We start from the raw sequence: 21,041 nt of genomic DNA on the forward strand, positions 1-21,041 counted from the left end.
GCGTAAAAAGAGGATTCCACTTATGAAAATTGTGACAACCGCTGTGGCGGCATTGCTCGTGGCGATTCCTGTGAGCGCTCAGGAGTTCGGTCCAGCGACGGTAGATCCCGCAGGAGCGCTGGCTTCGCGCGGGAAAGAGTTCCTGGCTAAGGCCAGAATCGCAGAGACCGGCGTCTACAGTGAGACGTTAAAAGACTACGGAAATCACAAGACAATGCTAGCCGCACGTGCGAAGACTGGCACGCCGGAGTATCACGAGGAGTGGAGCGATTTCTTCGTCGTCCTCGATGGCGAATTCACCATGCTGGTCGGCGGAAAGCTGAAGGACCAGCGTCTGATCGACGGGAAACCTGGCGAGCTGAGCGGCTCTGGAATTGAGGGTGGAACGAAAATCGCACTGAAGAACGGGGACGTTTTCCACCTTCAACCGAAGACTCCGCACCAGGCCGTGCTGACTCCGGGTAAGACGCTGCTCTACTATGTCATCAAGGTGAAAGAGTAATGAAGCTGCTGCAGGTTGCGGATGCTGTGCGCTATGAGCGCATGACGACGGATGAGGTCCGGGAGGCATTTCTCGCGGATGAGCTGGCCATACCTGGCTCGCTGGAACTGAGATATATCGATCTGGACCGTACCGTGGTTGGATTTGCGGTTCCTACGATCAATGCGCTGGAGCTGCCGTGCCCGGCAGAGCTGCGGGCGGAGTTCTTCTGCCAGCGCCGTGAACTTGGCATCCTGAATGTCGGCGGCCCTGGCGTAGTGACGGTCGATGGCACGGAGTTTGCACTCGACAAGCTGGACTGCGTGTATGCCGGCCGTGGATCGAAGCAGGTGACGTTTGCCAGCAAGAGCTCTGATGTTCCGGCAGCCTTTTACCTGTTGAGCTATCCGGCTCATGCGGAATGGCCGACAGCGATGGTGAAGTTCGCCGATCTCAAGCCGGTGGAACTGGGCGCGCTGGAGACCTGCAATCATCGCAAGATCTACAAGGCGATTCATCTTGAAGGCATTCGCAGCTGCCAGCTTGTGATGGGCTTTACCCTGCTGGAGCCGGGCTCGAACTGGAATACGATGCCGCCGCATACGCACATGCGCCGCAGCGAGGTGTACATGTACTTCGATGTGGACGCAGGACATCGTGTGCTGCATCTGATGGGACCGGCAACTTCAACAAAGCATCTGGTGGTCGCGAATCACGAAGTGGCGATCTCGCCCGGCTGGTCGATTCACGCCGGAGTCGGCACGAAGAGCTACGGTTTCTGCTGGGGCATGGGCGGCGAGAACCAGCGTTATGACGATATGGATGCACTCACGATTGCGGACCTGCGATAAATGATTGTCTCGATCAAGCCGGTGACTGAGACCGGACATGACCTGGTGTCTCTTGGCGAAGTGATGGTGCGTTTCGATCCAGGCGAGACGCGGATTGCACGGACACGCAGCTTTACCGTCTGGGAAGGCGGAGGCGAGTACAACGTCGCCCGCGGCCTGCGCCGCTGCTTCGGTATGAAGACGGCGATCGTGACGGCTTTGGTGGACAATCCTGTCGGGCGTCTGGTGGAAGACCTGATGCTGCAGGGTGGCGTCGATCTGCGGCACGTTCTCTGGTCGAAGTTCGACAGCATCGGAAGGGAATCGCGCAACGGTATCTACTTCCTCGAACGTGGCTTCGGCCGTCGTGGGGCGGTCGGCATGATGGACCGCGGACACACTGCGATTTCGCAGGTAAAGCCCGGCGAGATCGATTGGGATAGGATCTTCACCCATGCCCGCTGGTTTCACACCGGAGGTGTGATGGCGGCATTGAGTGAGGGCTCGACCGCGGTGGTGTTGGAGGCAATGCTCGCCGCCAAGCGTCACGGAGTCGTGGTCTCCTTCGATGCCAACTACCGGCCTTCGCTGTGGAAGGAACGTGGCGGACGCCGGGGTGCGGTGGAGGTAAACCGCATGCTTGCTGAACACGTCGACGTCTTCTTCGGACACGATGGAGACTTGAGCGCTGAGCTCGGGAAATCGTCGCAGGGACCGGCATGGCATACGGTCGAGAGCTTCGGCGAGATGGCGCAGAACGTGATTCGCGACTTCCCAGGTTTGAAGGTACTGGCAACAACGATGCGCCGTGTTCACTCAGCCAGCAGCAATGACTGGGGCGCCTTCGGCTATGCCAATGGTACGGTCGCGGAAGGAATACGGTACAACGACCTCGAGATCTTCGACCGTGTGGGCGGTGGCGACTCATTTGCCTCCGGCCTGATCTATGGTTTGTTGATGGGACGCGAACTGAAGTGGTCGCTTGATTGTGGTGTGGCGCATGGGGCGCTGGCCATGTTGACGCCGGGCGACAGCTCGATGGCGACATTGGCAGAGGTGGAAGGTCTAATGGCCGGTGACGGCGCAGGAGTGAAGCGATAAATGGCTGCAAAGCAGGAGATTCTGAACAGGATTCGTGAGGCTTGTCTGGTGCCGGTGCTGCGTGCCAGCAGTCCGGAGAAGGCCGTACGCATGGCACGCGCCGCCGCCGAAGGTGGTGTGATTGTGATGGAAGTCACGATGACGGTGCCCGATGCGGTGAGCGTGATCCGCACCCTGGTCAAGGAAGACCCGCAGATGCTCATCGGTGCAGGCACGGTGCTCGATCCGGAGACGGCGAAGATGTGTATCGCAGAGGGCGCGCAGTTCGTGGTGAGCCCGGCGTTGAATCTGCGGACGGTGCAGTATTGCCGCGAGATGGATATCGCGGTATTTCCCGGAGCACTGACGCCTACCGAGATCGTGACCGCATGGCAGGCCGGAGCTGACGTCGTGAAGGTCTTCCCGGCAGGAGCGATGGGCGGAGCGAAGTATCTACGCAGCCTGAAGGCTCCGTTGCCGCAGATCGAGATGATTCCGACCGGTGGTGTTACGGTCGACACGGCCCAGGATTTCTTGTCTGCCGGAGCATTCGGTCTGGGAGTCGGAGCTGACCTGATGGATGAGCGCGGTCTGGAAAATGGCGGGGTCACCGCCAAGGCGCGCGAGTATATGCAGGTGGTGAAGAGCTTCCGCGAACGATAAACGATCTGAATGCTGAACCGGAGCGCTCATAGCGCTCCGGTTGTTTTTAAATGCCGGGGACGCGGCGGGACCATAGCAACGGCTGCCGCGCGGGATAGAGCCGTAACAGGGCTAGATTGTCGAAATCGGGTGGATCCGGTGGCAGGGCCTTCCAGATCGCTGTGTATTCCGGCCTCTGGTAGGCCCGTCCGGCCAGATAGAGCGAGAGCGGACGAAGCGGAAGATCGCGGAAGTTCTGCGCATCCGAGCGATAGCGCCACTGCTGCTTGTTCTCAAGCGACGGAGCCATGAATGCGACGGCGGAGCGCAGGCCCTTTCCATCGCTGGTCTGGAAGGTCCACTGTGATTCGAAGGGAGTGGAGAGCACCTCGCAGGTCAGGGCAAGGCATTCCAGGTGGAAGATGGAGTTGGCGAAAGGAGCCGGGCTCGCCAGCGCTGCGGGGAAGTTGCCATCCAGAGAGATCAGCGTCAGCAGGACTTCGCGGAAGCGGCGCAGGCAGTATCCGGAGATGGTAGCGATATTGGCGAAGCGGGCGTATTCGCCGGCCTGCGCAACCCAGCAGATGCCATGGATGGAGCGTGTATCCCGCTCTCCCTGGCCGAGGGTGGAGTCGTACATCCAGTGCGCGTAGTCCGCGAACCAGGAGCGAAGTCCTTTCAGATCGGTATCCGGAAAGTCTTCCGAGGTTGCAAGAAAGCTGATGGCACGGACCACTTCGACGAGGTATATGGTTTCGAGGATTCCGGTAGCTCGTCCTTCGGCCACGCCTTGAATCGCCTGCGCGTGGTTCAGCGATGGATTCATGCGGGTCTCCGGAGTCAGAAACCATGCCCGCAGATGAAGCAGGGCAGCACTGACATACTTCGCGTCTTTGGTGATCAGCCAGGCTGCGGCAAATGCTGGAATCACCTGTGCCATGCGCAACAGGGCATCTCCGTGAGCATGAAATGCATTTGGATTGCGCTCGCCCTGATGCCGCACCCAGGGCTTCTCCGGATCGACGTCCGGAAACCACTCCGGATCTTCGGAGTAGAAATCGTTTGGTGTTGCCTGGGATCGTTCTGCGGGAAATGCCGTGATCGTCGTGGGCTTCTGCTGGAGATAGACCCCTGCCAGACGAAGAATGCGGTCATGATCGATAGCCGCAATGTCAGGCCGGGTGGTTCCCGCGGGCAGACCAGGCATCTGCGCATGCATTCTCAAGCCGAAGGCGCCGGCAATGGCAAGGAAGTGACGGCGATCCATGGCAGGAAGCATACCGGATATTGGAGCCATTGAGCAGGCTGGAGTTAAGAGGCTCCGCGGCCTATGAGAACAGCCGGGATCGTCATCGCCAGAATACGCAGGTCGAGCATCAGCGTCCATGTATCGATGTAGCGGAGATCCAGAGCAATCCAGCCGTCGAAGTCGAGATTCGATCGCCCGGAGACCTGCCACAGGCCCGTCACTCCCGGCTTTACGGAGAAACGGCGCATCAGGCTCAGGTCGGAGAACCGGCTGACATCCCGTGTGGGCAGAGGCCGCGGCCCCACCAGTGACATATCGCCGAGCAGGACGTTGAACAACTGTGGCAACTCGTCGATCGAAGTCTTGCGAAGCAACGCTCCGAGGCGGGTAATGCGTGGATCGCGTTTGATCTTGAAAACAGGACCTGAGGTCTCATTCAGGTGTTCGAGCTTCGACTGCTGGCTTTCAGCATCCACCACCATGCTGCGGAATTTGTACATGGAGAATGGATTCTTGTTGAGGCCATAACGCGTCTGCTTGAAAATGACCGGCCCTTTGCTGGTGAGCTTAATCGCAATCGCAACCAGCAGGAAGAATGGAGAGAGAACGATGATGCCCAGCAGCGAGGCCACAACATCGAATGCCCGCTTGAGGAAGCGCCGGCTGTCATGGTGGACCATCTGCATTACCACGCGGTCTTGATCGCGACGGAGCTTCTTGGTGATGGAGGTCGTAAAGATGTTTGTGAGGTACTGCGACTGCACACCCGCAGCCTCACACAGATCAATCACTCGCTGGATCTCTTCGTAGTGTGACTTGAGAGGAAGAGCAATGAAGACCTCTTCCACTGGAAGACGCATCAGCACATCGTGTAATGCAGAGACTTTCCCAAGATAGGGAGCATGGATGCGCTTTTCCGAATCCGGCTGTGGCTTTGAATCGACGAAGCCGATGACCCGGTAGTCCCATTGAGGATGGTGCGGAAGATCCTGCAGCAGCTTCCGCGCCAGCGGGCCGCTGCCGATGACCAGCGCGGTGCGAGGGGTACGCGTGTAGCTGTGGACGTAGCCGGCTGAGATAGCCAGCAAGCCGCGGGTGGCATAGATGGAACCGGTTGCCAACAGAAAGAACAATGCGCTCGGACGGACGATGTCTCCACCAGTCGAGCGTTCGATGAGTGCATAGATGGCGACAGGCGTGCAGAGAATTCCGGCCAGAAGAATGCGGCTGGCGAGGCGCCGGAAGGATACCGCACGATACAGGCCGGCGGCCCATAACAAAAGTCTCCAGGCGGCCAGACAGATAAGGAATAGGAGCAGGTTACGCAGGGAGATGCGGAGACCGAGGAACGCCTTCAGATGCGACGTCTCAATTGTGGTGCGATAGTTGACCAGTGTGGCGGCGGCAAGGCTGAAAGCAAGAAGCAGCAGATCGAACCATGCGACAGCAGAGTTGGAATAAAGACGGGCAGCCGCCCTACTCTCCGTCATACCGAATCCCGAAACCACGCGTGACGTATCGCGTCCAAGGGAGACATGACCGTCGGAAATCATTCCTGGTGTTGTTGCCATACAACCGATTCCTTTGGGCGCCCGTAAAATAACTCAGCTCAGGACAGCCATTCAAACCCATGGAACGAGCAGGGGGAGCGACTCTGCACGCACAACCTAAGTGAGATTAACACCGCAAATCACTGATTTAAGGTCGTTGTGTTGCAACTTTCGTGTCATCCAATGTTCTCTCTGGGGCCTCCGCGCCACTCGAAGTAACTATCGGTATCGAGTGCACTCTCGAACAGTTACTTTGGGACAAACCTTTGTCTATATTCGCCCTAAAAGTAATGCGGCCCGCCGTAGCGAGCCGCTGGTTACAAGGGAATCGGGTAACTTCGAGAGTTACACCATGTGTTGCGGAACCTCATGCCGAACGGTTGCATGTTTCCGCAGCCTGGCCAGCAGGCTGCTCATGAAGACATATAGCACGGGGATAAAGATCAGGTTCAGCACGGTTGAGAGCAGCATGCCTCCGACGATGGCAGTACCGACGGAGTGACGTCCTAACTTACCCGCACCTTCCGCAAAGACCAGGGGAAGTACGCCGAGAATGAAGGCGAAGCTGGTCATGAGGATGGGGCGCAGGCGAAGCTCTGCAGCTTCGATGGCGGCATCGACAATCGAGCGACCCTGTTCGCGGAGCTGTTCTGCGAACTCCACGATCAGGATGGCGTTCTTGGCCGAGAGACCGATCAGCATGACCAGACCGATCTGTACGTAGACGTCATCCACAAGGCCACGAGCCGCAATCAGTCCAAGCGCGCCGAGCACGGCCATCGGTACGGCGAGAAGGATGATGAACGGCAGTGCCCAGGACTCATACTGTGCAGCCAGCGTGAGGTACACCACCAGCAGGCCGAGGCCGAAGATGACGATGGCCTTGCCCGAGGACTCAATCTCTTCCAGCGCCAGACCCGACCATGAGTAGGTCATGCCCTGGATCTTGGACTTCTCGAAGAGTTTCTGCATGTTCTCGAGGCCCTGGCCGGAGGAGAGTCCAGGCGCGGCGGAACCGAGAATCTCAGCCGAGCGGAAGAGGTTGTAGTGCGAGATGATCTGCGGTCCTGAATCTTCCCGGATGCTGACCAGGTTATCGAGCGAGATGATCTGCCCGGTGTTGGAACGCACGTAGTACTGGCGGATATCCTTCGCATTCTTACGGAAGGCGGCATCGGCCTGGATGTAGACGCGGTAGGAGCGATTGTTGAAGTCGAAGTCGTTCACATAGGTCGACCCCATGAAGACGCCGAGCGCGTTGTTGATCTCAGAGAAGGGGACGCCGATGGCCTTTGCCTTCTCACGGTCGATGACTACTGTGATTTGCGGGTCATTCGCCGTGAACGAGGTATAGAGACCCGTCAGGCCAGATTTTGGATCGCGGCCTGCGCCCACCATCTGGTGTGCCACGCGATCGAGATCAGCGGGTGTGTTGCGTCCCTCATCCTGCAACTCGAACTGGAAGCCGCCGAAGCTACCAATACCTTGAATCGGCGGTGGCTCGAAGGCGGCGATAATGCCGCCGGGAATCTGCATCAGCTTGGGAGCAACGCGTGCCACAACCGCTGAAGCCTCATGCTCACTGCCCTTGCGTTCTGCCTGCGGCTTGAGCGGAGCGAAGATCAGGCCCTGGTTAGAAGCGTTGCCGCTGAAGCCGAAGCCCATGACGGCAAAGGTGCCTACGATCTCCGGCTCTTTGGAGAGCAGCACCTCTGCCTGATCGGCAAGGTTCTGCGTGTAGGCCAAAGACGCTCCCTGGGGAGCCAGCACCTGCATGATGAAGTAGTTCTGGTCCTCGCTGGGAACGAAGGCCGTGGGCACACTGCGATAGACGACAGCCGTTGCGACCAGACCGCCCGCAAACAGGAAGAGCATAACCCAGCGGATACGGAGAACGAAGTGGATCAGCCTCGCATACTGACGTCCCAGCCAGAGGATGAAGTCATCGACGCCGTGAGCGAACCCGCTGTAACCCTTGGCCAGGAAGGGAATGCGCGTCCAGTCCAGCATGTGGTACTTGGCCTCTTCGCCGCGCAGCAGAATTGCCGACAGCGCCGGTGAGAGCGTCAAGGCGTTGAAGGCTGAGATGGCGATGGAGAAGGCGATGGTAAGCGAGAACTGCTTGTACAGAATGCCGGTGGTTCCCGGAAAGAAGCTGACTGGGATAAACACCGAGATCAGCACGAGTGAGGTCGCGATGACGGCGCTTGTTACCTCCGACATGGCGACCGAGGTTGCGTCGTGCGGGTCCTTGATCTTTCCGTGGGAGAGGTGACGTTGCACGTTCTCGATCACGACGATGGCATCGTCCACCACAAGGCCGGTGGCGAGGGTAATGCCGAACATCGTGAGCGAGTTGATGGAGAAGTTGAAGATCTTGATGAAGGCGAAGGTGCCGATCAGCGAGACGGGGATGGTGACTGCCGGGATAATGGTTGCGCGCCAATCCAGCAGGAACAGGAAGATGACGATCACGACGATGATGATGGCTTCAATGAGGGTCTGAACGACCTCATCGATCGACTCGCCGATGACGGTAGTCGTGTCGAACGCAATCACGTACTTCAGTCCCGGAGGGAAGTTCTTCGACAGGCGGGCAAGTTCGGCTTTTGCCGCTTTATCGACAGCAAGAGCGTTGGCGTTCGAAAGCTGTTGAACACCCACACCCACACCGGGAATGCCACTGTATTTCAGGGTGCTGCCGTAGGTCTCGGCGCCGATCTCGGCGCGGCCCACATCCTTCAAGCGCACGATGCCCGCAGAAGTGTTCTTGAGGATAATGTCCTCGAACTCCGAGGGCTGCGTCAGACGGCCTACAGCCCGGACTGCGATCTGGTAGCTCTGGTTTGGATCGGCGGTCGGCGGTGCGCCTACGGCGCCGGCGGCTACTTCGACGTTCTGCTCCTGCAGGGCGCTGACGACGTCCGTAGCAGTCAGGTTACGGGCGGCAAGCTTGGTCGGGTCGATCCAGAGGCGCATGGCATACTTACGCGCGCCAAAGATGACAACGTCGCCCACACCGGCAATACGCTTCAGAGGATCTTTGACGTAGAGGTCGACGTAGTTGGAGATGAACTCCTGCGAGTAGCGGTTATTCTCCGCGTAGAAACCGCTCGCAAAGACGAAGTTCGGGTTTGCCTTGGTGATGGTGACGCCGGTGTTTTTGACTGCCTGAGGCAGAACACCCTGTGCCGACTGCACCCTGTTCTGCACGTCGACGGCAGCGATGTTGAGGTCGTAGCCCGTCTGGAAGGTAATGGTGATGCTGCTGGTGCCATCGTTACCGGAAGATGAGGTCATATACCGCATGCCCTCGACGCCGTTGATGGCGGTCTCCAACTGGGTGGTAACGTCGTGTTCTACCGTCTGCGCGTTGGCGCCGATGTAGACGCTGGTTACAGTCACCTGAGGAGGTGCGAGCTGCGGATAGAGCGAGATGGGCAATTGCGGAATGCAGACTGCGCCCGCAAGGATGATCAGCAGGGCGCAGACGCTCGCAAAAATAGGGCGCCGAATAAAAAATTCAACCACAGAAGTAGTCCTCGATAGGGGAGAGGCTGTTAGCTAAGCGGTTTAACCGGCATGCCTTCGGCCAGGAACTGCAGGCCGGAGGTGATGACCTTGTCACCCGGTTTAAGTCCTTCGAGCACGGGATAGGTGTTGCCAATGGCGTCGCCCACTTTGACCGCGACCTGATGTGCGATATACCCGTTGCCCTGGGGCGCGGCGATCGTTACAAATGGCTGACCGTTGATGCGGGTGATTGCGAGCACGGGAACGGTAGGCTTGGGGGTGACATCCCAGGTCACACGAGCCTTGACGATCTGCAGATTGCGTACCGGAGCCGAGCTGGGAACCGGCGCCTTGGCCAGAACGCTCTGCATCCCGTTCTCCACCTGGGGAGAGAGGAAGTAGATGTTCGACTTTACGAGCGGCTTGCCTGTGTCATCCAGAATCTCAACCGGCAGGCCATTCCGCACTTGTGCGCCGCGTTCCGTCGGGATATAGATGTAGGCCTCAAGCTGCGAGTTCTCATCGATTGTGGTGAGGAGTGTCGTTGCCGAGACGTAGTCGCCCTGGTGAACAGGGATATCACCCACGATGCCGTCGAACGGAGCCCGGATCTGGTAGTACGCCAACTGCTGGCGCTGGGCCGAAGTGCTCTCCTGAGAGGCCTTGTAGTCACCTTCGGAGTTCTGGAAGTTCTGCAGGGCGATCTCGTAGGCCTGCTTGGAGACGACGCCGGCCTCGAAGAGACCCTTCTGCCGGTCCAGCTCCGCCTTGTTGTATTGCAGGACTGCCTTCTTCTGGTTCTCTGTTCCCGCGGTGGAGGCGACCGTGGCCTGCTGCTTCAGCGGATCGATGGTCATCAGCAACTGGCCGGCACGCACGTGATCGCCGCTCTTCACCAGAATGCGGGTCAGGTTGCCGTCCACCTGCGGCTGCAGAGTGGCGGAGCGCCGGCTCTTGATCGTGGACACATAGGTATCGCCATTGGGGACAGGGTCCAGCGATACCGCCGCCACCTGGACCGGCATGACCTGCATCTGCTGGGCTTGCTGCTGCGCCGGAGCGCTCTGGCGGCACCCTGTCGTGGCGATGGTGGCAATGGAGACGAGTGTTGCGGCTACTGCAAGGGGGATGCGCATACAAGGCTTCCTCTAAACGAACCTGAAAATCTCTGGAACATCCAATTGGATGTGCGGTTTGCGTCGCGGATGCACGAAGAAAAGAAGAAAGTGCAGGCGATTATTTCGATCTAGAAGCGTCCTCCATTCTAGTCTCTATCTCCTTCTGTCCAAAGGGGAGTCGCCGGAATCAGAGCCCTGCCGAAGGGTGGTATCGTGATGAATGAAATACCCCAGAAAGTAAAACGGGATGGGGTGGTCTATCTGGGACAAAATGGGCCATTCAGATTTCCCTGGAGTGACGGCATTCGATGCGAGTAGTCCGCTGGCTGATCGTCCTTGTGGTCCTGTTTTTGGCGTTCCAGTTCATCAGTCTGTACCTGAGCTGGCAAAAGCAGGCCATTCTCGGCGCCGTACTGGTGGTTACGGCCATCGTCATGAACCGTATTTCCACATCCAAGGTGGTGACCATCAGCCTGATGCTGCTTTCGGTCGTCATTACCAGCCGGTATGGCTGGTGGCGTATCGGGCAATTGATCGACTATTTCTCGGACGAGGCCAATAACCCCTACAAGATCGATTCAGTGCTGATGCTGATCCTGCTGTCGGCAGAGATCTACACCATCCTGATCATGGTGCTGGGCTATATGCAGACGGTATGGCCTCTCCAGCGTCGTCCCGTGCCCCTGCCGGCGGATGAAGAACTCTGGCCGCACATCGATCTGCTGATTCCCACCTACAATGAACCCCTCTCTCTGGTCCGCTATACCGCCCTGGCGGCCTTGAACATCGACTATCCGCCGGAAAAGCTGCATGTCTACGTTCTCGATGACGGTGTCCGGGACGAGTACCGGTTGTTCTGCGAAGAGGCGGGAATCGGGTACAAGGTTCGGGAAAAACATACCCATGCCAAGGCCGGCAACATCAACACGGCGCTCGAGACGATGGACTCGCCACTGGTGACCATCTTCGACTGCGACCACGTACCCACCCGCAGCTTCCTGCAGATGACGGTCGGCTGGTTCCTTCAGGACGAAAAGCTGGCCATGTTGCAGACTCCGCACCACTTCTACTCGTCTGATCCGTTTGAACGCAACCTGCGCCAATATCACTCCATTCCGAACGAGGGCGAGCTGTTCTACGGCATTATTCAGGACGGCAACGATCTGTGGAATGCGACGTTTTTCTGCGGGTCATGCGCTGTCATTCGCCGCAGCGCCCTGGATGAGGTTGGCGGCATTGCGACCGAAACGGTGACTGAGGATGCCCACACCTCGCTTCGGCTTCAGAAGCTGGGATACAACACGGCGTATATCAACATTGCGATGGCTGCCGGATTGGCGACCGAGACACTGGCAGCACATGTGGGACAGCGAATCCGCTGGGCACGCGGCATGATCCAGATCCTGCGTACCGATAACCCGCTGCTGGCGCGTGGGATGAAGATGACCCAGCGCCTGTGCTACTTCAATGCCATGGCGCACTTTATGTATGCGGTTCCGCGCCTGGTATTCCTATGCGCCCCACTGGTCTATATGCTCTTCAGCCGGACGATCATTCCCGGCTACTGGGTCGCCATTCTTGCATATGCTCTGCCGCACCTCATCATTTCCAGCATGACCAACTCGCGCGTGCAGGGGACACACCGGCACTCCTTCTGGAATGAGATCTATGAGACGGTGCTGGCGCCTTACATCCTGATGCCGACCACGCTGGCGTTGCTGAATCCCAAGCTCGGCAAGTTCAATGTGACCGATAAGGGCAGCACGTTGATGGAGACGCGGTTTGACCGTTCCATCGCCGCGCCAACAACATGGCTGCTGCTTTTCAATCTTCTTGGATTGTTCATGGCGCCTTATCGCTATTTCAGGACTGACCCGGGACATCCGGGTACGGTGCTGAGTAATACGGCCTGGATCGTGTTCAACATCATCATCCTGGGAGTTGCCGCGGCGTGCGCGCACGAGCAGAAGCAGCGCCGGAAAGCGGTTCGCATCGAAGCGCGGATTGGCATACGGGCGCGCTTGGCCGATGGACGTGAGGTGTCCGGATCGACCTTCGATATCTCGGTCGGTGGGGCCTCAATCGTGCTGGATGAGAATGTGCACCTGGAGAAGGGAGACATCCTTGAGATGTCCTTCCCCATGCAGACGAAGTCTCGTACGGTAAAGGCCAAAGTGCTGGCGATCCTCTCTGGGGAAATCCGCATCGCGTTCTACCACCCGACCGTGGTTGAGCAGGAAACCCTGGCGCGCGTGCTGTACTCCCGAGCTGATTCCTGGGTGAGCATCGAACGCGAAGTTGAGGTGGATCGCCCGCTCGTCAGCTTCGCGCGAGTGGCCAGGCTGTCGCTTACCGGGCTGTATCAGGTGACGCGCGGTCTGTTTGCTTCGAAGAGTGTGATCTTCTTCGCTCTTCTGCTGCTTGGCGGAATGGGGCATGCCCAGACAACGCCACAGCAATTCGCGCCGCCGCAGGTTCAGTTGCCTCCGCAGACCTTCCACCCACCGGCCGTTGGAAATGGGCCGGCTCCAGCGCCCGGTCCTGCGAAGAAAGCTGTAGCCCCTAAACGTCAGCCGGTGCCCGCAGCTCCAGCCCCTAAGCCGGAGCCGGTTAAGCAGACTGCGGTTCAGCCATCGACACCGGCTCCTTCAGCAAGTCCCGTCGCTCCTTTACCAGCAGCGCCGGCACAGGCGCCGGCTGTAGCTCAGAGCGTGCCGGAGACCGCATCGGCTGCAGGTACCGCAAAGCCGATCCGGATCACGCTGAAAGACATGGGAATGGACAGCGGCATCGAACTCCGCGGACCGCACAGCTACTACCCCGTGGGGTTTTCGCTACCGTATACCTTCGTCTCCCGCCATGCCGTTCTGAAGGTCAGCTATAAGCTGGCTCCGGGTGTCACGCCTCACCCGGGCATGTTGCGGGTCTCTCTCAATAACAGCAATGTCGGTGAGATTCCGGTTGTAAACACCAGTGGTTTTGCCTATGCCGAGACCGACCTTCCGACCGATACGCTCATCCGCAGCAATGGTCTGACGTTCGAGTTCACCAGCAACGGCATCTTTCAGACAGAGGACCAGGCGAAGGCGCAGGCGCAGGGATGGATCGGCGCCACCTCGACGGTTGAGATCACCGGCGACAGCCTTCCATTCCGCAACGATATCGGTTTGCTGCCGATGCCTTTTCTCGATCGGGATCTGCAAACAACCACCACGATCCCGTTTGTCTTTCTCTCGCAGCCTGGTCTGAAGACGTTGCAGGCTGCCGGTGTGGTTGCGTCGTGGTTCGGCACGCAAGTAGGTCCGAAGCCCATTCGTTACACAGCATCTCTAGAGCAGTTCAGTGAAGGAAATGTCGTTGTCTTCGCCGACAGCGCGGCGAAGCTTCCGGAGAGCTTGAGACCCGCGCAGCCGGAGCCAGGCCCCTATGTTGCGGTGCGGAGAAATCCTTACGATGCAAACGGAACCGTGCTGATCGTTGCCGGGAATGATCAGGACCAACTGTTGGCCGCGGCGCGTGGGTTGGCGCAGAGAAAAGGTGCTCCCACAGCCAGGATGACGGAGCCGTCGCAGCCCGAAGGAGACACGCTGCGCGTCAACGATACGTCGTTGCCCTCACAGCGTGACATTGACGATGCACCTCGCTGGATGCCGACGAATCGCCTGGTAAGTCTGGCCGATTATTCGAGCAAAGACCTGCTCAAGACGGATGGATCGCATCCGGTGCCGATCTACTTCCATGTGCCACCGGACCTCTTTTATGGGGAGGTGCAGAACCTTCGCATGCTGGTGAGCTACCGCTATAACGCGGCCACCATCCGGCCTGGTTCGGCTTTGCGGACCTATGTGAACGGAACGCTGGTCAATGAGGCTCCGCTGGCGGTGGGAACTGGGACGGTCGATCGTCAGCGGCAGATCGTCGTGCCCGTGGCTGCAATGCGTCCGTTCGGTAATACGCTACAGTTCAGTTTCGATTTCATCCCAACCAAGGTGGGCGCTGCGACCGAGGGAGAGATCCTGAGCAACTCGGCGCTGGACATCCGGAACCTGCCGCACTATGCGGGACTGCCTGATCTGGAACTCTTTGCCAATGCTGCGTTCCCATTCACGCGCCGGGCCGATCTCTCGGAGACGACGGTGATCATGCCGGCGAACCCCACCGCGAATGAGATCTCTCTGTATCTGCATCTGATGAGCCACAGCGGCTCTCAGACCGGATATCCGGTGTTACGCGTTGAGGTCGCCGGACCGGATGCTGTCCTCGGTAAAGACCGTGACTACGTGATCCTGGGCAGCGTGCAGAGCCAGCCGGTCTTCAGCTCATTGGATACATCGCTGCCGGTAACCTTCGCCGGAGATGCCATCCAGGTGAAGCAGGGACAAGGAGCGCTGGCTCGGTTGAAGGATCTGTGGCAGCGGATTGCGGGCCGTTTCGTCACGCGCGAGCTTCCTTCCAATGACGGAGGCCGCATCGATGCCATGATCGAAGGAATCGAATCGCCGGCATCACCCGGGCGTACTCTTGTCCTCATCGCGTTGCGTGACGACGGTGCGGCCAAGCTCTTTGAAGATGTCTTTGTGGACCGCTCCCAGGCGAGCGATATCGGCAGCTCGGTTAGTCTCCTGCGTAATGGAAAGTTCCAGTCGTATGGCACGAACGACCGTGTCTACTATGTAGGGAATCAGTCACCGTACCGATTGATGCGCATCTGGATGGCACAGTACTTCATCACGCTTGTGATCGCGATGGTGGTCTTCAGCCTGATGCTGGGTGTCTGGATCCGTCAGTATCTGGCAGAGCGGGCTCATGCCCGCCTTGCGGTTGGCTATGAATCGGTGAACAGTTAAGAGCATTTCCCTGTAGATGTTATGTAGGGCTTCCCGATCTATGGGCGTTTTCCGCAATGAAAACGCCGCAACAGGGAAAATACTCTAATTCTTTACCGCTTCGCAGGCTGTTGCCGGTGTAGCGGCTGGTCTGGATTCTGGTCTAGGTTCTGGTCCGGGCTCGATTTTTTGGGAAGGCCTGCGCATGCTGCTGTTCATCAGAATGAGGCCAGCGATCACCACCAGCACTCCTACATAGGCAAGGGGCGCAACCTGTTCATGCGCCACAAGCCCCCAGAAGATGCCCCAGATCGGCAAGAGGTAGGTCACGGCGACCACGTGTGTGGCGGGAATGTGGGCCAGCAGGTTGAAGTACAGGAAGTAGGCAACGCCGCTCCCAGCAAAGCCAAGAACCAGGATGGCGAGGACAGGCGGTAGCGTGATGTGGGCTGGATGCCGCGTAAGGGCGGCTACTGGAGCCAGCATCGTTGCTGCCAGCGAGAGCTGGGCGGTTGCCAGGCCGATGGGATCGAGCCCTTGCAGTTTGGCTTTCGCGATAAGAGTAGCGGTCGCGTAACCGAGCGTCGCCAGCACAATTACGGTGATTCCCAGGGTCAGATTGCCTTGCCCCGGAGCTGGGTCGGAGGTGCGGCTGTAAACCACCAGGGCCACGCCGCCGAAGCCGATCAAGACTCCGAGTATCGTTGCCAGTCCCATCTTCGTGCGGTGGACGGCCATGCCTAAGAGCATGGTCCAGATCGGGAGAGTCGCATTCAGGACGGCAGCCGTATTGCTGGGCACAGTCTGCTCTCCCCAGGCAAAGAAGCTGAAGGGAATGGCGTTATTGAACAGAGCCACGGCGAGGAGCCAGGGCAGCATCTTCCGTGGAGGGAGCCGGTTTCCCCTGAGTTTCAGCAGGACAAGCAGCAGGACTGCACCTGAGCCGGAACGGAGCATTCCTACCCAGACAGGAGGGAAGGTGGTCGCCGCAATCCGGATCATGAGGAACGAGATACCCCATACTGCCGAGAGCAGGAAGATCTGCGCAATGTGCCGTGGCTTCATGGAGATAACTTTCGCAGGTTGCGATGAATCGCGTCCAGCGAATTGATATGATGACTTGCATCGGAATTCCTGATGGGAGTGAAGCTGTGCTCGACCTCAAACAGGTACGGACCTTTGCGGAAGTTGCGCGCGAAAAGAGCTTTACCCGCGCCGCCAGTCAGTTACATTACGCCCAGTCCAGTGTGACCGCGCAGGTGCATGCGCTTGAAAGCGAACTTGGATTGCCGTTGTTCAACAGGCTTGGCCGGCAGGTGGAACTGACGGCGGCAGGTACACAGTTCCTCGCTTATGCGACCCGTCTGCTGGTGCTCGCGGAAGAAGCGCGTACCTCCGTGCAGAAGAGCGGTCAGGTGGTTGGCCCTCTGGTGATTACCGCATCGGAGAGTCTGTTGACCTACCGTCTGCCGGATCTGTTGCGCAGTTTCCAGTGCACCTACCCTGGCGTACAACTCACGCTGCACACCAGTACGCAGTGCGCTTCGGTCAGCCCGCTAGAGCCGGGCATCGACATCGCTATCACCATCGACGAGCCGATCGAGGTCCCACAACTTCTGGTGAAGCGCGTCCGCCGGGAGCCGATGCTGGCTCTCGTTGCCAAGGAGCATGCGCTTGCCGGCCAGAAGAAAGTTACGGCTGCGGAGATTGCCGAGCAGCAGATACTGCTCACGGAGCGCAGCTGCAGTTATCGCGCATTATTCGAACGCACGCTGGCGCAGTGCGGAGGCCGTGTCAGCAAATGTCTGGAGTTCGCAAGTGTCGAGGCTCTGAAGCAGTGCGCGCTCGCACGTATGGGGGTCGCAGTGCTACCGGAGGTCGTGGTCGCGGATGAACTGGAGAAGGGAAACCTGGTTGCATTGCCGTGGCCGGAGAAGCGGCTCGCGGTCTATACCCAGGTCGTTCGCCATCGGGACAAGTGGTTTTCGCCGGTGATGCAGGCCTTCTGGTCTATGGCGTTGGAGATGTTAGCGGAACGATGAAGTTTTGCAGCTTCACCGTTCCGTGATTGAGTGGAGATTATTTTGAGGCGGCGGGTTCTGCGGTGGGCTTCGGCGCATCCAGCAAAGAGGTCGCGACGGTGAGCTTTTCGCTCTCCTGCGCCGTGGAGATGGCGAGAATGCGAATCTTATCGTTGTTCGGCAGTGTGATGGTCTTCGCGCCTTCCGCGACGTCGATCGGATAGGCAAAGAGATAGGAATAGTGGTAGGGCTGGTTGAGTCCTTGGGGCGTATGAATGTGCGAGGCGTACCAGGCGAGACCGGCCGTCTTCAGGAAGCCGGGTTTCAGGCCGATATAGTCGTCCGGATAACGAGGCGCCGGAGGACGCGCCTCGCGCTGCTGCAGGTCTGCCGGCGGCCATGCCGCATGATTGGCTGAGATGGCCCAGTCGCGCCCGGGCTGCTGCTCTTTCCAGAGGCGCGTATCCCACTGGCCGATATAGCCGGTCCAATCCTGGATTTTCAGCGTCGCAGTATGAGTGCCGATCTTGAAGACACCGGTCTGATCTCCATCAGCAGATGCGGCAAGGATATAGACACGGTTGAAGTGTCCTTCCGGAAGCTTGATGGTCTGGCCTTTTGCTACCACCGCATTTGCGTTGCCCGTCTTCGCGGATGCAAGGTCGAAGACCACGCCGTGATAGTCGATCTTGTCGGGAAGCATCTCGGCGGGAATTGCGTTGCCTTTCCCGTCGAAGCCGCCGCCATTGGTTGCGGTATCGTCGTTGCTGCCGGCGGCAAGGTCATACTGCAGCGGCACGGATTGAGATTGAACCGCATTCAGCTTGGCAGTAGCGTCGGCGAGTCGAATGGCGAAGGTTTTTGGTTGATAGGCCGTGAACGATGTCTTTAGGACGCCTTGTTCGACGACCGCATCACCCAGGAGCTGTTCTTGTCCATTAACTTCATGGGCGGAGGCAATCGGGCCAGCGAAAGACACCTGAATATCCTGTGCCGGTCTGCCGTCGAGCTCCACCATGCGAAGGATGGTGTCATCATTGTCCTCGGCTTTCTTCAATGCCAGGACGCGGATGCGCGAGTTGTTCAGATGGACGAGCGAGAACGATTTCCCAAGCGTTCCCTGGTGCTTGCCGGTCTGGAACGCGATGACGGGAGCGTTCATGCGATAGGCCTGCCAGTCTGTCTGCGCACTACGCCAGTCGCCATCGTGCCCGGCAAGACCGAAGACGAACTCGTGATGTCCCCAGTCCTGGTTGGCCTGATCGGAATAGGGAATCGGTCGTCCGTTGGTGGAAGGTTGCAGGCCCGGAGAGCGCAGAAGTGTCAGCCGGATGGTGTTGTCATTCGGCTTGTCGGAAGCATTCTTGAAGTCGGTCAGGATCGTCGCTCCGAAGCTTCCGCTCCTGTCCTGCAGATCGATCCACTTGTGTGAGGCAACCTCGAACTGTCGCTCGTTGGCATTGGGCCTCTGAACTGTCCCAAGATCCCAGTTGTAGGTGGCATTCTCGTTCGAAGCGCTCAATGGGAAGGTTGCTTTCAGGTTGGCCGAGAGCGTCTTCCAATCAATGTTGTTGGCCCACACCACCCGGTTACCGGTGTTTCCGGCGGAGAGGCTGATGGTCTGCACGAACTTCGAGCCCTCGGCTTCGCGCGTGATTTCCAAAGCTACGCGGACTGGGCCATTCTCCTTGATGCGGATCGTCGGCTTGCCGGCGACATAGGAGCGAGGCGCTGCCTGCTCCTGATCGAAGTCCATGTTCCATGCCGGCCACTGCTTTGGCTTGTCATTGGAGATGGCAAGACGTACAGGGGCGGAAAGAAGTTCTTTCTTCGTCTGTTTGTCGTAGATGCTCGAGACATCTCCATCCGCGTTGAGCTTTACGAGATAACGAGCATTTTCAAGGAAAGAGTTCGTTACCTTGAGTCCGGTTGAGGGAGCAGCTTTTTGTGCCGCCTGCACGTGATAAACGGCGTAGCCCACAGATGGGACCGTCGCCAGGAAGAGCACCTTTCCTTCGGCGATCTGAGCCGGCACTTCTTTGCCCTGGGCATCGGTCACTGTCACGCTCTTCGGCGCGGCTCCTGGAAAGTGGAGATCGGCTTCGACCACATCTTCGCGCTCAACGTTCAGCGGATTGAAGAGAACGACAGGGATGCCCGAGCCTTCGGTGTCCAGCCCGGAGGCGATTGTCTGGCTGGCGCTGGTGAGGATGCCGCTGACCTGGTTGGCGACAATGGCATCGTCATTCCACGCAAACTCATATGACTTCGGTGTAGCAGTGCCCGCAGCCGTGTCATGGAAGTGGCCTCCAAGCGCCAGCATCCACGCATCATTCAAACGCTGTTGCGGATATGCGGCGCCTCCCATCCATGACGCCGCAAGCGATGCCTTCTCCGCGGCATCGGCCAGAAGCTCATTCTTCAGGACCCAGCGCTTGTGATAGGCCTGCGAGGTCAACGAACCGGCGGAATGGTTGATGAGCTCGAGGTCTCCCTTAACCGTCGGCAGCTTTGAGGTCATGGACGGGGGAATATCTTTGAAGAGCTGATCGGCAGTCGCAATGACGACGTGAACCGGGCCCTCGCCAACTTGTACTTCCGCTCCGCTTTCGGTTGCTTTGGGTGTCTCGCCCATCGCAAATGCACCGCGCGGCGGTGTCGGCAGAACGGTCTTGCTCTTAGTAACGATCGCTTCCAGGAGTTTGACGGTGGACTCCTGAGTCGCGCCGCCCACATCTCCGGTGCCGACGTAGTGATAGTCGGCGAAGAGGCCCGTCACTTTTCCATCAAGATCGATGCGCTTCACCCAGTTCGGCTCCACATTGCGGCGAGGAGGAGGAAGCGCGGCGAGCTGCTGCGGTGAAAGGCGTGCACGCTCTTCGCTGGTGAGCTGCGGTGCGTTGGCGACAGCTTCTGTCGGTTCTTTGCTCAGGTCGGTGTAGGTATTGCTCCCGTAGCCACCCGGATTGAGGGCTGCGATCACGGCTTTGCCATCGGGGCCGTACCACATGCCGACATTGAACGGGATGCCTTCTGGCGTCTGCTCTGGTGAATTCGGGCCGCCGATCTTTGGAGCAGGCTGCCACTCGGCATTCAGCTTCTGGGTCGAGAAGCCCTTGATGCCGGCATGGGCAAGAATGCTGGGCAGCGATGCGGGGAAGCCAAAGCAGTCCGGCAGCATGTACTCTTCGCTGGCTTTGCCGAAGTCTTTACGGAAGTAGCTATTGCCATACAGGATTTGGCGGAAGATACCTTCTGCGCTGGGAAGATTGACATCACCTTCCTCGACGGATGAGCCGGCGGGATACCATCGTCCGGCGGCGATATAGCCGCGCATCCGTTCGTAGTCGGAAGGGAAGTATTCCTTCATCAGACGATAGCGATTGGCTCCGGTCCAGTTGAAGACGTAGTGCGGATAGCGATCCATGTAGTCGAAGTTCACCCGCATGGTCTTCAGCAGATACTCGCTGATGGTCTGGGGAAACTCCCAACGCCATTGGGTATCGAGGTGTGCATAAGGAACGACGTAGAGCGTCGGCTGGCTGGTAATATCGGGCGCCTTCATCGTCTGGGCAAAGGCTGCGCTGGAGAGAGCGCCCACCAATAAGACATGGCGGATAAGTCTCCGCCTGGAAGTATTGCGATATTCACCATTGAAGGCTGGGCGCGAAGATTCCATCGATCGCATCTGACCGCTCCTCGTTCCTTGAATCTGATTTGTATGGGAGAAA

12 protein-coding genes are annotated in these 21,041 nt (G+C 58.6%); 6 read left to right on the top strand and 6 right to left on the bottom strand.

Going from position 1 to position 21,041, the window contains the following annotated elements; translation table 11 throughout:
* Positions 1 to 22: 22 nt before the first annotated feature.
* From FTW19_RS13005 to FTW19_RS13020, 4 genes are read left to right on the top strand one after another with little or no spacing between them, the layout of a single operon-like run.
* Positions 23 to 502, top strand: a complete 480-nt coding sequence (locus tag FTW19_RS13005; protein ID WP_147648037.1) for a cupin domain-containing protein — start codon at positions 23 to 25, stop codon at positions 500 to 502.
* On the top strand, positions 502 to 1,332 hold the full coding sequence (gene kduI, locus FTW19_RS13010) for a 5-dehydro-4-deoxy-D-glucuronate isomerase (protein ID WP_147648038.1): 831 nt from the start codon (positions 502 to 504) through the stop codon (positions 1,330 to 1,332). Before FTW19_RS13005 ends, kduI begins: the two co-directional genes overlap by 1 nt.
* The gene (locus FTW19_RS13015) at positions 1,333 to 2,412 is read left to right on the top strand and encodes a sugar kinase (RefSeq protein ID WP_147648039.1); all 1,080 of its coding nucleotides are present in this window, start codon (positions 1,333 to 1,335) and stop codon (positions 2,410 to 2,412) included.
* Positions 2,413 to 3,054 (top strand): bifunctional 4-hydroxy-2-oxoglutarate aldolase/2-dehydro-3-deoxy-phosphogluconate aldolase, encoded by a 642-nt coding sequence (locus FTW19_RS13020; RefSeq protein WP_147648040.1) that lies wholly within the window; start codon positions 2,413 to 2,415, stop codon positions 3,052 to 3,054.
* 46 nt (positions 3,055 to 3,100) lie between these two features.
* Here the strand turns inward: FTW19_RS13020 and FTW19_RS13025 are convergent, their stop codons facing one another.
* The 4 genes from FTW19_RS13025 to FTW19_RS13040 form a co-directional block, all read right to left on the bottom strand.
* Positions 3,101 to 4,312: an alginate lyase family protein gene (locus FTW19_RS13025; protein WP_187142955.1), complete on the bottom strand. Its 1,212-nt coding sequence runs from the start codon at positions 4,310 to 4,312 to the stop codon at positions 3,101 to 3,103.
* A 32-nt stretch (positions 4,313 to 4,344) separates the two neighbouring features.
* A complete protein-coding gene (locus FTW19_RS13030; RefSeq protein WP_147648042.1) occupies positions 4,345 to 5,853 on the bottom strand; it encodes a sugar transferase in 1,509 nt (502 codons plus the stop codon).
* Positions 5,854 to 6,177: 324 nt separating this feature from the next.
* Positions 6,178 to 9,363, bottom strand: coding sequence for an efflux RND transporter permease subunit (locus tag FTW19_RS13035; RefSeq protein ID WP_147648043.1), 3,186 nt, complete (start codon positions 9,361 to 9,363; stop codon positions 6,178 to 6,180).
* 29 nt (positions 9,364 to 9,392) lie between these two features.
* Positions 9,393 to 10,481 carry an efflux RND transporter periplasmic adaptor subunit gene (locus tag FTW19_RS13040; RefSeq protein WP_147648044.1) on the bottom strand — a complete coding sequence of 363 codons (1,089 nt, stop codon included), beginning with the start codon at positions 10,479 to 10,481 and terminating at the stop codon, positions 9,393 to 9,395.
* A gap of 290 nt (positions 10,482 to 10,771) precedes the next feature.
* Here FTW19_RS13040 and bcsA point away from each other — a divergent pair, with 290 nt between their 5' ends.
* Entirely contained in the window at positions 10,772 to 15,310 is a 4,539-nt protein-coding gene (gene bcsA, locus FTW19_RS26275; RefSeq protein ID WP_147648045.1) for a UDP-forming cellulose synthase catalytic subunit, read from the top strand.
* A gap of 84 nt (positions 15,311 to 15,394) precedes the next feature.
* On the opposite strand, the gene FTW19_RS13050 is transcribed toward bcsA, so the two are convergent.
* Positions 15,395 to 16,354, bottom strand: a complete 960-nt coding sequence (locus FTW19_RS13050; RefSeq protein WP_147648046.1) for a DMT family transporter — start codon at positions 16,352 to 16,354, stop codon at positions 15,395 to 15,397.
* A 47-nt stretch (positions 16,355 to 16,401) separates the two neighbouring features.
* Between FTW19_RS13050 and FTW19_RS13055 the strand changes: the two genes are divergently transcribed.
* Positions 16,402 to 17,331 (top strand): LysR family transcriptional regulator, encoded by a 930-nt coding sequence (locus FTW19_RS13055; protein ID WP_187142956.1) that lies wholly within the window; start codon positions 16,402 to 16,404, stop codon positions 17,329 to 17,331.
* Positions 17,332 to 17,368: 37 nt separating this feature from the next.
* Here the strand turns inward: FTW19_RS13055 and FTW19_RS13060 are convergent, their stop codons facing one another.
* Positions 17,369 to 20,998: an alpha-mannosidase gene (locus FTW19_RS13060; protein ID WP_348641819.1), complete on the bottom strand. Its 3,630-nt coding sequence runs from the start codon at positions 20,996 to 20,998 to the stop codon at positions 17,369 to 17,371.
* Positions 20,999 to 21,041 lie beyond the last annotated feature (43 nt).

The organism is Terriglobus albidus, from assembly GCF_008000815.1.
Lineage (GTDB): Bacteria > Acidobacteriota > Terriglobia > Terriglobales > Acidobacteriaceae > Terriglobus > Terriglobus albidus_A.